The organism is Afipia felis ATCC 53690, assembly GCF_000314735.2.
GTDB classification, from domain to species: Bacteria; Pseudomonadota; Alphaproteobacteria; order Rhizobiales; family Xanthobacteraceae; genus Afipia; species Afipia felis.
The window spans coordinates 2879984-2893413 of the sequence record NZ_KB375270.1; the positions used below are offsets into that span (position 1 = coordinate 2879984).

General features: G+C 63.1%; 12 protein-coding genes. 3 read left to right on the forward strand and 9 right to left on the reverse strand.

The genetic code is table 11. From position 1 onward, the window contains the following. Positions 1-90: 90 nt before the first annotated feature. A complete protein-coding gene (locus tag HMPREF9697_RS13630) occupies positions 91-1782 on the reverse strand; it encodes a sensor domain-containing diguanylate cyclase (protein ID WP_002717816.1) in 1692 nt (563 codons plus the stop codon). A gap of 111 nt (positions 1783-1893) precedes the next feature. Here HMPREF9697_RS13630 and HMPREF9697_RS13635 point away from each other — a divergent pair, with 111 nt between their 5' ends. Further along, complete coding sequence (locus HMPREF9697_RS13635) at positions 1894-2583, forward strand: YggS family pyridoxal phosphate-dependent enzyme (protein WP_040308279.1); 690 nt, start codon at positions 1894-1896, stop codon at positions 2581-2583. Between the two features lie 15 nt (positions 2584-2598). Here HMPREF9697_RS13635 and HMPREF9697_RS13640 read toward each other — a convergent pair whose 3' ends face one another. Continuing rightward, a complete protein-coding gene (locus HMPREF9697_RS13640) occupies positions 2599-3168 on the reverse strand; it encodes a L,D-transpeptidase family protein (RefSeq protein WP_002717818.1) in 570 nt (189 codons plus the stop codon). Positions 3169-3288: 120 nt separating this feature from the next. On the opposite strand from HMPREF9697_RS13640, the gene HMPREF9697_RS13645 reads away from it, so the two are divergent. Both HMPREF9697_RS13645 and HMPREF9697_RS13650 read left to right on the forward strand, forming a co-directional pair. Then, positions 3289-3975: a response regulator transcription factor gene (locus tag HMPREF9697_RS13645; protein WP_002717819.1), complete on the forward strand. Its 687-nt coding sequence runs from the start codon at positions 3289-3291 to the stop codon at positions 3973-3975. A 65-nt stretch (positions 3976-4040) separates the two neighbouring features. Then, positions 4041-4481, forward strand: coding sequence for a cyclic nucleotide-binding domain-containing protein (locus HMPREF9697_RS13650; RefSeq protein ID WP_002717820.1), 441 nt, complete (start codon positions 4041-4043; stop codon positions 4479-4481). Positions 4482-4503: 22 nt separating this feature from the next. Here HMPREF9697_RS13650 and HMPREF9697_RS13655 read toward each other — a convergent pair whose 3' ends face one another. The 7 genes from HMPREF9697_RS13655 to tesB all read right to left on the reverse strand — a co-directional run bounded on the left by HMPREF9697_RS13655 (position 4504) and on the right by tesB (position 13388). Then, positions 4504-5319, reverse strand: a complete 816-nt coding sequence (locus HMPREF9697_RS13655) for an exodeoxyribonuclease III (RefSeq protein WP_002717821.1) — start codon at positions 5317-5319, stop codon at positions 4504-4506. An 81-nt stretch (positions 5320-5400) separates the two neighbouring features. After that, positions 5401-6237 carry an outer membrane lipoprotein carrier protein LolA gene (locus HMPREF9697_RS13660; protein WP_040307950.1) on the reverse strand — a complete coding sequence of 279 codons (837 nt, stop codon included), beginning with the start codon at positions 6235-6237 and terminating at the stop codon, positions 5401-5403. 110 nt (positions 6238-6347) lie between these two features. Continuing rightward, entirely contained in the window at positions 6348-8801 is a 2454-nt protein-coding gene (locus HMPREF9697_RS13665; protein WP_002717823.1) for a DNA translocase FtsK 4TM domain-containing protein, read from the reverse strand. A gap of 9 nt (positions 8802-8810) precedes the next feature. Then, on the reverse strand, positions 8811-10043 hold the full coding sequence (locus tag HMPREF9697_RS13670; protein ID WP_002717824.1) for an aminotransferase class I/II-fold pyridoxal phosphate-dependent enzyme: 1233 nt from the start codon (positions 10041-10043) through the stop codon (positions 8811-8813). A 258-nt stretch (positions 10044-10301) separates the two neighbouring features. After that, positions 10302-11777 (reverse strand): ammonium transporter, encoded by a 1476-nt coding sequence (locus HMPREF9697_RS13675; protein WP_002717825.1) that lies wholly within the window; start codon positions 11775-11777, stop codon positions 10302-10304. A gap of 40 nt (positions 11778-11817) precedes the next feature. After that, complete coding sequence (locus tag HMPREF9697_RS13680) at positions 11818-12156, reverse strand: P-II family nitrogen regulator (RefSeq protein WP_002717826.1); 339 nt, start codon at positions 12154-12156, stop codon at positions 11818-11820. A gap of 347 nt (positions 12157-12503) precedes the next feature. After that, positions 12504-13388, reverse strand: a complete 885-nt coding sequence (gene tesB, locus HMPREF9697_RS13685) for an acyl-CoA thioesterase II (protein WP_002717827.1) — start codon at positions 13386-13388, stop codon at positions 12504-12506. Positions 13389-13430: the final 42 nt, after the last annotated feature.

Consider the following 13430-nt stretch of genomic DNA (forward strand, 5'->3'; position numbering starts at 1 on the left):
GCATCGGAGGAGAAAAGCTGACCATCTCATAAAGGGTTTCGGCGGTTGAGGAAACTGCCTCAAAGCGCGGCGCGGGGCCGCCCTGTCGGCTCAGCTCGCCAGAGACAGCGGCTTTTCGTCCGAGCGGATCAGGGCGTGGGCGACCACATTGTTCCGTCCGCGATGCTTGGCGACATAGAGGGCCGCGTCCGCCGCCTCGATCAGGTCCTGCACCGAGGAGGCCTGGCCCGGCGCCACGGCGGCCATGCCGGCGCTGACGGTGACCCGCTGGAAAGTGCTCGTGCTGTGCGGAACATTCAGAGCCTCGACCGCGGCGCGGACACGTTCGCCGATCTCCATTGCGGCGATGCCGTCGGTCCTGGGCAGCAGCAGGCAGAATTCCTCGCCGCCGTAGCGCGCGGCGAAGCCCGCGACCTCGCCCGCGATCGCCGCCAGCACCTCGCCGACCTGACGCAGGCACTTGTCGCCTTCGAGGTGACCATAGGTGTCGTTGAACAACTTGAAGTGATCGACATCGATCATGATGAGCGACACCGGACCGCCGGTCTGCTCGGCCTTCTTCCATTCGAATTCGAGCCGGCTCTGCAGGCCGCGGCGGTTGGCGAGGCCGGAGATCATGTCGACCGAGGCCATCACGCGGAGGCGGTCGTTGGTGGCGACGAGTTCGCGCTCGCGTTCGCGCAATTGCGTTGCCATGCGGCCGAAGGCCGTTGCGAGCGGTTGGAATTCGGGCGGCAGCCGGATGTCGGATTCCGGCGATGAGAGGTCGCCTTGGCCGACCCGATCGGCGAGATTTGTGATGATGCTGATAGGACGAATGATCAGCCGTTCGCCCGCAAGCCAGCCGCCGAGCAGAGCGAACAGCACCAGCAGCCCGAGCTGCATGTAGGCGGTGTGGATGCTGCGGTCGATACTGCCGAGCATTTCGCTTTCGTTGATCGAGACGATCATGCGCGCCCGGGTGCCGTCGACGCGGGCGAAGGTGATCTCCTTCTTTCCTTCCTCGGAATGAAAGAGCAGCGATCCGGAATCCGTCGCATTGCTGTTCTCGTGATTCGTCACCGCTGTGAGCAGCTTCTGTTCCAGAAGCGGCTTGCCGATCATCTGCTCGTCTTCAAGGCGCGATGCCGCCAGGACAGTACCGTTGGTGTCGACGAGCAGGGCCGAAAGACCTTGGCGCTGGGTGCGGCGGCTCATCAATTCGGAAATCCATTTCAGGTCGATCGCGGCGATCATCACCGCATGCGCGCCGGCGAGCGAATTCGAGATTGGCAAGGCCGTCATCAGCGTCGGAAGATTGGCCGCACGACTGAAGATGTAGTCGCTGACGATGAAGCTTTTCGCGTTCCGCGCGCGAGTGACATACTCGCGGTCGGCGAGGTTGATGCCGACGACACGATCGGAGGTCGAGCAGGAGATGGTTCCCGAATCATCCACCACCGAAATGCTTCTGATCCAGGGCAGGTCCGAGCGCATGCTGGCGCGCAGCATCTCGCAGGCCCGTTCCGGCGTTCTCGCCGAGCCGTAGATGAAGGCCGAGGACTTCAGCACAGCCTGAACGGTGAGAATGATTTCGCGCTGCGCATCCGCGGTGTGGCGCGCGAGTTCGGTCAGTTCATTGCTGGCGATTTTGATCTGCTGCTGGCGGCTTTCCTCAAGCAGCCGCACGCGGTCGAACATCATCGGAACGACGAGAATCAGCGCGAGCAGGATCAGGCGGGCACGGATGCCGACAAGCGTCTTTATTTTTGACGTGCCCCTGACGAAACTGGTATTTGGCATGCTCTTCCCTGTCCCCGGCGGAGACTCGTAGGGCAAAGGCCTCAAGAAGAGTTTTTCCGATCCGATAAAGTTTGATCTAACTTCTATCTGCCGTCGGATTTGCGAGGGATGATGACCGACCGTAAAGCATCTTTGGTAACGCAGGATTCACCAAGCGGTCTCGACGCCGTCGAGCGCGAGATCGCGCGCGCCTGCGCCGATGCACGGCGCGATCGCGCGTCGGTGGAGTTGATCGCCGTCTCGAAAACCTTCGATGCTGACGCGATTTCGCCTGTCATTGCAGCGGGTCAGCGGGTGTTCGGCGAAAACCGCGTGCAGGAGGCGAAAGCGAAATGGCCGCCGCTGAAAGAGGCTGCGCCGGATCTCAAGCTGCATCTGATCGGCCCCTTGCAGTCCAACAAGGCGCGCGAGGCGGTGATGCTGTTCGACGCGATCCACTCAGTGGACCGTCCCAGCATTTGCGAAGCGTTAAGCAAGGAAATCAAATCACGGGAACGTATTCCGTTATTGTTCGTGCAAATCAACACTGGCGAGGAGCCGCAGAAGGCGGGCGTCATCCCATCGGAGGCTGATGATTTTCTCGTCGCCTGCCGCGAGCGTTACGGCCTCACCATTTCCGGCCTGATGTGCATCCCGCCGGTGGATGAAGCGCCCGCGCCGCATTTCGCGCTGACTGCGAAGATCGCGAAGCGCAACGGCTTGAAGCTTCTCTCGATGGGCATGAGCGCTGATTTTCCAATCGCGATTCAGTTCGGCGCGACCCATATCCGCGTTGGCTCCGCGATTTTCGGGAAACGATAGATTTTATCGGCGCACTCAATCGATCACGATTCGCGTTTCCGGCCCGATCCGCGCCAGCAACCGCAGCATTGCTCCGCGCGTCATGCCCACACATCCGGCGGTTGGTGCGAAATCCTTGCGCGCCAGATGCAAAAACACCGCGCTGCCGCGTCCCGGAATCCTCGGGCGCGTGTTGTGGTCGATCTCGATAATGAAATCGTAGAGATGATCCTCGCGCCGCAGCCGGTCGCCGGGCTCGTCGTCCCTGATTTTGATCGGCTGGTTGTAGCGGCGGTCGGCGGGATCTTCCGACCAGGCGTCGGTGGCGGTGATGCGGCGTACCGGCAATGCCGTGCGCGGCCGTGCGTGGCGATCGTCCCGCCACCACAGCCGTAGCGGGTGAAACACCCCGCGCGGCGTCCCGCCGTCGCCTTCGCGCTTGTCGGTGCGGATGCCGCCGCGCCCCAGCGCCACCGGGATGATCCGGCCGTCAAGCCGGAGCCAGCCGCGCTTGCGGTTTCCAGCGGCCGTGCGGATCATGATTTCCGCCACCGGTGCATCACGCAGGTTTGTGTGATAAGTATATGTATTGGCTCGGCTTCTCATGAATACGCCGAACTCCTATCTTGCGTCGTAAGCGTCAAATGCTATGCCGGACATCGTTTTGCCCCGGTTCAGCGTCTTTGGTCGAGATTCTTATTTCAATAATCTCAAAGGATTGGATGTATGCCCACCGCTCGCAAGATCCTGATCGTGGACGATGACAACGATCTGCGCGAGGCGCTGATGGAGCAGCTCGCCTTGCATGAAGAGTTCGAGCCGACCGCTGCCGAGACCGGGGCGAAAGGCGCGCATGCGGCGAAAACCGAAGCGCCCGACCTCGTGCTGATGGATGTCGGCCTGCCCGACACCGACGGGCGCGAAGTGGTTCGCGGCCTGCGCAAGAGCGGCTTCAAGGCGCCGATCATCATGCTCACCGGGCACGATGGCGAATCCGATACGATTCTCGGGCTGGAATCGGGGGCGAACGACTATGTCGCCAAACCGTTCCGCTTCGCCGTGCTGCTTGCGCGAATTCGCGCGCAGTTGCGTCAGCACGAGGCGAGCGAGGACGCGGTGTTCACGGTCGGACCTTACAGCTTCCGTCCCGGCTCGAAGATGCTTACCGGCGCCAACGCCAAGAAAGTCCGGCTCACCGAAAAAGAAACCGCGATCCTGCGCTTCCTCTATCGCGCGGGCCAGCAGCCGGTGACGCGCGAGACACTGCTGCAGGAAGTGTGGGGCTACAACTCCGGCGTCACCACGCACACGCTGGAAACCCACATCTATCGCCTGCGCCAGAAGATCGAAAAGGACGCCGCCAATCCCGAAATTCTGGTGACAGAGTCGGGCGGCTACAAACTTGTCCCCTGATTTGTGGCATAGCATGATGCGGGGTTCGCGTCGCGGCCCCGCAGGCCGCCATAGTCCGGGACCTTATGTCGATTGAAGACGATATTGCTCTGCTAGCCCGCGTGCCGGCGCTGAACCTGCTTGGCATGTCTGCCTTGCAGGTGCTGGCGATTGGTGCGGAGCAGCGTGACTATGGTTATGGCGACGTGCTGTTTCACGAGAACGATATCGCCGACGCCGGCTATGTGATCCGGCGCGGGTCGTTTCGTGTCACCGCGGAGGGTGGTCCCGAAGTGGTGGTAGGCGCGGGCGAACTGATCGGCGAACTCGCGTTGATTATCGACATGCGCCGGCCTGCGACGGCGACCGCGCTGGAACATTCCACAGTGGTTCGGGTGTCGCGCACGCTGTATCAGCGCGTGCTGGAAAGCCATCCCGAGGCGGCGCGCCGTATTCGCGATGATCTCGCCGAGCGCACCAACGCGGCGACCAGTGCGATCGCGCGCCTGACGTCGAAGCTGGTTTGATTTTTTCGCAAAAGAACGTGCGTTAAATATCCAGCACTGCCGTCACCGGCACGTGGTCGGAAGGGCGTTCCCAGCTTCGCGCGTCGCGCAGGATCTTGAAGTCGGTGACCTTGTCGCCGAGCGCGGGCGAGACCCAGATGTGATCGAGCCTGCGACCGCGATTGCCCACGGTCCAATCGGCGGCACGGTAGCTCCACCATGTGTAGACTTTCTCGTCCATCGGAATGCGCTGGCGCGCGATGTCGACCCAGCCTCCACGAGCCTGCACGGCGAGAAGCTTTTCGCATTCCACCGGCGTGTGCGAGACGACATTGAGAAGCTGCTTGTGCGACCACACGTCGTGCTCGTGCGGTGCGACGTTGAGATCGCCGACAAGAATATGACGAGCATCGCTCTGCGGATGGAGCGGCGCGCAATCGGCCATCTCATCCAGGAACGAGAGCTTGTGCTCGAATTTCGGATTGGCGACCGGGTCGGGAATGTCGCCGCCGGCTGGCACGTAGAAATTATGCAGCACCAGCGGTGCGGCAAGACCCGCGCTGTCGCCGAACGCGACCGAGATGTGGCGCGAGTCGATCTTGCCGCAGAAGGTGCGCACGTCTTTCGAAACGAAGGGACGCTTCGAGACGATGGCGACGCCGTGATAGCCCTTCTGTCCGTTCAGCGCGATGTGCTCGTAGCCAAGCCGCTGGAAGCGCTTCAGCGGAAACGCATCGTCGATGCACTTGGTTTCCTGCAGACACAGCACATCGGGCCGCCGACTTTTCAGAAACTTGGCGACCAGATCAATGCGCAGGCGGACGGAATTGATATTCCAGGTGGTGATCGTGAAGGGCATGAGACGATGCGAGAGGGCGAGGCGCGCCTTATCGCATAGTTGAAGCGGGATGTCTAAAGCCTGCGGCTGGAAGCGCAGCGCTCAGTTCGAGCCGCCCTGGTAATTGGTGTAGTCGATCTTGAACAGCGCCGGATCGAGCTTCTTAGCGGTGTCGAGATTGTAGACGGCCACGGTGGTGTCGTAACCCTGCGGATCGGTCACCGTCCATTGCTTGAGCTTGCCATCCTTGACGCCGGTCATCAGCGTCAGGCGGCTGGTGCCGGTCACCGCCTGTTTCTCCTCGATGGTGATGCTGACATAGAGATCGTCAGCGCTGATGCTCGTGACGTTGGTGTCCCTGAGCAGATCGAGTTTCGAGGCGAGCAGATAGCGCAGCGGCGTCTGCGACAGCGGATAGACATCCTGCGTCGCCAGCCTGCGGTCGCGTACGATCACGCTGGTGCCGTCGGCGACGAGCGCGATCGGCGAGGGATCGTCATATTCGAAACGGATCTTGCCGGGCTTCTGCAGATAGAAATTGCCGGTGGTGCGGCTGCCGTCGGGCCCGACCTGAACGAAATTGCCCGACAGGTTTTGCAGCGACGACAGATAGGCGCTGACCTTGTCCGCAAGCGCGCGCTGGTTGGCGTCGAACGCCTGCACCCTGGAGGCCGGGTTGTTGTCGCTGCCGCCGAACAGCTTCTTCAGCGCTGGCATGATCGGATTGGGCATCGGCTCGGATGTCTGCTGCCGTGGCGCGTCGTTGACGGTGGCAGGCGGTGCGGGTGTTGGCGGCTCGGACGCTGCAACCTGCATGTTGCGCGCTTTCGGAGCGGGGCGCGGCAGCGGCACAGCCTGCGCCTGCGCGATTGACGCGGCCACGAAAAGGGCTGCGAGCGTGACGCGCTGCCAGTTCGCAAAAGCGGGAATGCGGGACATAAAGAGAAGGCCGTTCTGATGTTTCAAGGAAGGTCCTGCGGGACGAGGAACCTCGGTTGCACGTCTAGCGGCGAGTAATGGCGTTTTCACGGCCCATTGTCCTGCCGCGCTCAAAAACCTTCCTCCTCGGGCACCAGAATCTCGCGTTTTCCGGCGTGATTGGCCTGCCCCACGATGCCGGCCTCTTCCATCCGTTCCATCAGCGTGGCGGCCTTGTTGTAGCCGATCTGCAAGCGGCGCTGGATGTAGCTCGTGGAAGCCTTGCGGTCGCGTTTGACGATCGCAACCGCCTGCGCGAACAGATCGCCCTCGCCACCACCGCCCATGCTGGTGTTGTCGAACACCGCATTGCCGTCCTCGTCGGTCTCCTCTTCGGCGGTGACCGCTTCGAGATATTCCGGGCTGCCTTGTGTCTTGAGGTGCCGGACGATTTTTTCCACTTCCTCGTCCGACACGAACGGGCCGTGCACACGGCTGATGCGTCCGCCGCCCGCCATGTAGAGCATGTCGCCCTGGCCGAGCAGTTGTTCGGCGCCCATTTCGCCCAGAAGCACCCGGCTGTCGATCTTTGACGTCACCTGGAAGGAGATACGGGTCGGGAAGTTCGCCTTGATGGTGCCGGTAATGACGTCGACCGACGGACGTTGCGTCGCGAGGATGACATGCAGGCCCGCGGCTCGCGCCATCTGCGCAAGGCGTTGCACCGCGCCTTCGATGTCCTTGCCGGCGACCATCATCAGGTCGGCCATCTCGTCGACGATGATGACGATATAGGGCAGCGGTTCGAGTTCGAGCTTTTCTTCCTCGTAGATCGCCTTGCCGGTCTCCTTGTCGAAGCCGGTCTGGACGGTGCGGGTCAACTCCTCGCCCTTGGCCTTCGCCTCGGCGACGCGGGTGTTGTAGCCGTCAATGTTGCGGACGCCGAGCTTCGCCATGTTCTTGTAGCGTTGCTCCATCTCGCGCACCGCCCATTTCAGCGCGACGACGGCTTTCTTCGGATCGGTCACGACCGGCGTCAGAAGATGCGGAATGCCGTCATAGACGGAGAGTTCGAGCATTTTCGGATCGACCATGATGAGGCGGCACTGGTCGGGCCGCAGCCGGTAGAGCAGCGACAGGATCATGGTATTGATGCCGACCGACTTGCCCGAGCCGGTGGTGCCCGCGATCAGAAGATGCGGCATGCGTGCCAGATCGACGATGACCGGCTCGCCGCCGATGGTCTTGCCGAGGCACAGCGGCAGCTTGGCGGTGCTGCCGGTCGCTTCCTTCGCGGTGAGCAACTCGCGCAGATAAACCGTCTCGCGCTTGACGTTCGGCAGTTCGATGCCGATGGCGTTGCGTCCGGAGACGACCGCGACACGTGCGGAGACGGCGCTCATCGAGCGCGCGATATCGTCGGCAAGGCCGATGACGCGCGACGATTTGATGCCGGGCGCAGGTTCGAGTTCGTAAAGCGTCACCACCGGTCCGGGGCTTGCTTTCACGATCTCGCCGCGCACGCCGAAGTCCTGCAGAACGGTCTCCAGCGCGCGGGAGTTTTCTTCCAGTTCGTCCTTGCTGAGCGTGAGGCGATCGGACGCCTTGGGCGCGGTGAGTACCCCGATCGGCGGCAATGTGAAGGCGGAGGCTTTGCGTGAAGACGGCTTCGAGGCTTTCGCCGCGCGCTTGCGCGGAGCCGGCTCCTCGTCCTCCTCCTCTTCTTCCTCTTCGTCCTCGTATTCGTCGTCGAAGTCTTCCTCGTCAGCCGGCACCAGCGAGGGTGCTGCGCGACCGCGCAACGTCGGTTCGGTACGCTCGAACGAATGGCCGCGCGTGGTTTCGTTGCGGCCGACCGCGAGCGAGAACAACGCCTTCAGGGCGCGGCCGATCCGCGCCTTGGTGCTGATCGCGGCATGCAGGAAGAAGCCGAGCGAGAACAGGCCGGGCGCGGCTTCTTCCTCGAAGGTTTCCTCATCGTCCTCGATGGAGGCGATATCCTCTTCCGGATCGGCTTCGCGCGCGCCGTAGCCGCCAGCGATCGCGCAGGTGACGATCACGCCGATGCCGAGCAACAGTCCGAGGCAAAGCCGATACAGAAAGCCGGGCGGGCCGAAGATCACCGCAGGCACGCGCACGATGGCATCGCCGACCACGCCGCCCAACCCCGTCGGCAGCGGCCAGGACATGCTGTGCGGCCAGCAGCTTGCAAAGCCGGCCGCCAGCACGGCGCACAGGATCCAGCAGCCGATGCGCACCGCTTCGCGATCGAACGGGCGATGGGTGAGAAGCCGCCAGCCCCATACCGCGACCGGCAGCACGAACATGAGGGTGCCGAGGCCGAGGATCTGCATCAGAAGGTCGGAGCCGATCGCGCCCGGCCAGCCGATCAAGTTGCGGATCGGGCCGGAAGTCGCGTGGCTCAGGCTCGGATCCTGCACCGACCATGTCATCAGCGCGGCGGCGACCACGCCCGCGAAGACGATGACCGCAAGGCCGATCAGTTCGCGCAGACGCCGCATCAGCATCTCGCGAATGGGATCGGACAATTGTCCGACCAGAGGAACGACGCGTTCGATTGCCATGTCCCGCCCTCAACCCCGCGGTTCGTGATCGTTCAATACTGCCACCATGCGCTTCAGCGCTTCCTCGGTGACGTCAGCCGGCTGCACCAGCGCGAGGCGGATATAGCCCGCGCCGGGGTTCGTGCCGTCGGCGCCGGAGCGCGCAAGATAACTGCCGGGCAACACCCGCACGCCGCCGTCCCGGAAAAGCCGGATCGCAGCCTGCTCGTCGCCGCCATGCGCGGAGACATCGAGCCAGGCGCAGAAGCCGCCCGCTGGGCGGCGATAACCGAAGCGCGTGCCGAGGATGGTGTCGGCGTGATCGAATTTCAGCCCATAGAGGCGGCGGTTCTCGTCGACATGCGCCTCGTCCTGATAGGCGGCGATGGCGACATGCTGCAGCGGCATCGGCACCTGCGGTGCCGCGACATTGCGCCATTCATGGAAGCGGCGGATGAAGGCCCTGTCGCCCGCGACGAAGCCAACGCGCAGGCCGGGCAGGTTCGAGCGTTTCGAGAGCGACTGGAAGGCGACGACGTTTTTGAAGTCGGTGCCTGCGTTTTCCAAAATGCTGCCGGGCGGCGTGCGGGTGTAGATCTCCGAATAGCATTCGTCGCTCAGCACCATGAAGCCATGGCGGCGTGCGAGTTCGCTCAGTCGCGCGAAGTAAGCGGGCGTCGCGACCGCGCCTTGAGGATTCGCGGGCGAGGCGAGATAGAACGCGACCGTGCGCGCCAGCAATTTCTCGTCGAGCGCGTCGAGATCGGGCAGGAAGCCGTTCGCGCGCGTTGCGGGAAGAAACACCACTTCACAGCCCGCGCCGCGCGCACCTGCAGCGTAGGCCGGATAAAACGGATTCGGCATCAGGATCGCGGGCGTGCCGCTCCGCGGACCGACATGGGCGGCCGCAGCGATCGCCGCATGAAACAGTCCCTCGCGGCTGCCGTTGAGCGCCAGCACTTCGCTGTCGGGATCGAGTGCGCGGGGTAGGCGATAGCGCCGCGACATCCAGTCGGCGGCGGCGGCGCGAAAGGCGGGAATGCCGTTGGAAGCAGGGTAGCGTCCGAAATCGGCAAGGTTTCTGGCCAGCACCTCGCCAACGAACGGGGGGATCGGGTGCTGCGGTTCCCCGAGCGACAGGTTGATGAGCTTTTGTCCGGGCTGATAGGGCGCGAGCAGCTCCGTCAGGCGCGCAAACGGAGAACGTTCGCCGGCCGCGGGTGCGACGGCGGTCTCCGGGCGGGAGGAAGCAAACGAGACCATTACAAAAAGCCCAGCACTTTCAACGAGTCAGCCATCACCGAGAATGTGGAAATGGATCCCTCCACCATAGCGGCGGTGAGGTTAAGACGCGATTAACCATCGGACGCAGCAGCGATTTTAGGCCAGACAATAAAGACAGGGTCGTGACCGCTCCTCCGGCCGGTGAGGGCCAAAGAAAAGGGCCCCGGCTTGCGCCGGAGCCCTCCGCGGTTGGGGCGTTGCCGGGAAACAGGCCCCGACCGTATCCGTGGCTTGCGCTTACATGTTGTAGGCGCGCTCGCCGTGGTCGGTGATGTCGAGGCCTTCGCGCTCGGCGTCGACCGGCACCCGCAGGCCGACGATCAGGTCGACGAGCTTGTAGAGGATCGCCGAACCGATGCCCGACCACAGCAGCGTGGCGATGACCGCCTTGCCCTGCGAGATCATCTGCGTGACGAGGTCGTAGGTACCCGCGTTGTTGCCGGTGATGTTGGTGTAGTCGGTGATACCGACGCCGCCGAGCGCGGGGTTGACCAGGATGCCGGTCATCAGCGCGCCGAAGATGCCGCCGATGCAGTGCACGCCGAACACGTCGAGCGCGTCGTCATAACCGAGTGCGTTCTTCACGGTGGAAACGAAGAACAGACAGATCGGCGAGACGAGCAGGCCGAGCACCAGCGCGCCGATCGGACCCGCGAAGCCTGCCGCGGGCGTCACCGCGACAAGACCCGCGACTGCGCCGGAACAGATGCCGAGCAGCGAGGGCTTGCCCTTCGCCATCCATTCTACCATCAGCCACGAGAACGCAGCGCCTGCGGTCGCGATCATCGTGTTGACGAAGGCGAGCGCGGCGCCGCCATTGGCCTCGAGGTTCGAGCCAGCGTTGAAGCCGAACCAGCCGACCCACAGCAGCGAGGCGCCGATCATCGTCATGGTCAGCGAGTGCGGAGCCATGATCTCCTTGCCGTAGCCGACGCGCTTGCCGACCATCAGGGCGCCGACGAGACCGGCGATGCCTGCGTTGATGTGCACGACGGTGCCGCCGGCGAAGTCGAGTGCGCCCGCGCCGGCGAGCCAGCCGACCGAGCCGGTGATGCTGTCGAGTTTCGCCTGTGCCGCAGCCTTTGCCGCGTCACCGCTTGCATCCGCGAGTGCCTTCGCGGCGGCGGCGATATCGTCGGGAGCTGCGACGTACCAGACCCAGTGCGCCAGCGGGAAGTAGATGATGCTCACCCACAGGAATACGAACAGCATCGCTGCCGAGAACTTCATGCGCTCGGCGAACGCGCCGACGATCAGCGCGGGCGTGATCATCGCGAACGTCATCTGGAACACCATGTAGGCGTATTCGGGAATGACGACGCCGTTGGAGAAGGTGCCGACGGTCGAGTTCGCATCGATGCCTGCGAGGAATGCCTTCGAGAAGCCGCCGACATAATTGGTCAGGCTGCCGCCATCACTGAAGGCCAGCGAGTAACCGTAGAGCGTCCAGATGATGCCGACCATCGCGACGATGGCGAACACCTGCGTGAGGATCGACAGCATGTTCTTGGCGCGGACGAGACCGCCGTAGAACAGCGCAAGACCCGGAATCGACATCATCAGCACGAGCAGTGCGCTGACCAGCATCCAGGCGGTGTCGCCCTTGTTGGGAACGGGCGCGTCAGCGGCAAAGGCTGCACCGGTGCATCCGATCACGGCGAATGCGGCGATCAGTGCGGCCGATCCCAGACGCGCGGGACGGTGAAAACTCATGTTGAAGACTCCTGATTGAATGGAATGGAAGGCGTGAAAATCAGAGGGCTGCGTCATCGGCTTCGCCGGTGCGGATGCGCACCGCGTGTTCGAGGCTGGTGACGAAAATCTTGCCGTCGCCGATCTGGCCGGTCTTGGCGGCCGACGTGATGGCTTCGATGGTGCGGTCGACCTGGGCATCGGTGACCGCGACCTCGATTTTGATTTTGGGCAGGAAACTCACGGCGTATTCGGCGCCACGATAGATCTCGGTATGGCCCTTCTGTCGGCCGTACCCCTTCACTTCCGTGACCGTGAGACCATGAACGCCGATGGCGGTCAGGGCATCGCGAACCTCTTCCAGCTTGAACGGCTTGATCACAGCCATCACGATCTTCATGCGTCTGTTCCCCGCTTGGCCCGGCTTGCCGGGCGCTTTCGATCGGGACTCACCGCGCGAAGAAGGACACTCCGCGGGCACCCGCCGGAACATGACGAATCAAAAGCTGTGCCAGAGCGCGCGCTGGCTTTATCGATCTGAAAAATATGATGTTTCTGTCTTGGCCCCGGATCGGCCAACTGCACCGCACAATCACGCGCTTAAAACAGCGACAGTGCAGCCCATAAAATAGGCAGGACAGGATGTTGCCGCAAAGCTGCTCATGCAGCGGGCAAGAGTTACCACGCCCTTAACGCGCCGCACGGCCGGGGACGGGGTTTCAGGGTCCCGGCGGAACGGCGTCCGGTTCAGTCGGCCGGTTTGGACCGCCGCACCCGGACCGAGCCCTCTTGCGCCACGGAAGCGACCAGCGTGCCGTCAGCGCGGAAGATCGAGCCACGGGAGAAGCCGAGCCCTTCATGGGCATTCGGGCTGTCCTGAGAATAGAGCAGCCATTCATCGGCCCGGAACGGGCGGTGAAACCACAGCGCATGATCGAGACTCGCGCCGCTGATGCCGTTCTCAAACACGGTGCGGCCGTGGCAGGCGAGCGATGCGTCGAGCAGCGAGAAATCGGACGCATAGGCCAGCGCGCACATGTGCAGGGCCGGATCGTCCGGCAACGGCTTCGCGGCTTTGAGCCAGATGGTGACGTGACCATCATCGATCTTTTCGCCGACATATCGCGTGAGATTGGTCGGGCGCAGTTCGAACGGCATTTCGGCTTCAAAAAAGCGGCGGATGAAGTTCGGCATTTCGCTCTGCCGCTTTTCATCGAGCACGTTGTGGAGATCGAGCGGCCTGACGTCATCCGGCAACGGTACCTGCGGCATCGCGGCCTGATGTTCGAAAATGCTGTCCTCGTGGACATGGAACGAGGCGATCATCGAAAAGATTTCGGCGCCTTTCTGCGAGGCGATGACGCGGCGGGTGGAGAAGCTGCCACCGTCGCGCAGCCGCGCGACGTCATATTCAATCGGAACGGCCGGATCGCCGGGCAGGATGAAATAGGCGTGCAGCGAATGCGGTAGCCGGCCTTCCACCGTGCGGCAGGCCGCGACCAGTGATTGCCCGACAACCTGACCGCCGAACACGCGTTGCCAGCCGCTCGGAGGACTGAAGCCGCGAAATCTGTCGCCTCCGAGCGTTTCGAGATCGAGAATAGAGATCAGGTTGGCGAGCGAGGCGGGCATTGCTTTACCTTCTGCGCGCATCCGGCGCGGGTGACGGTGCCG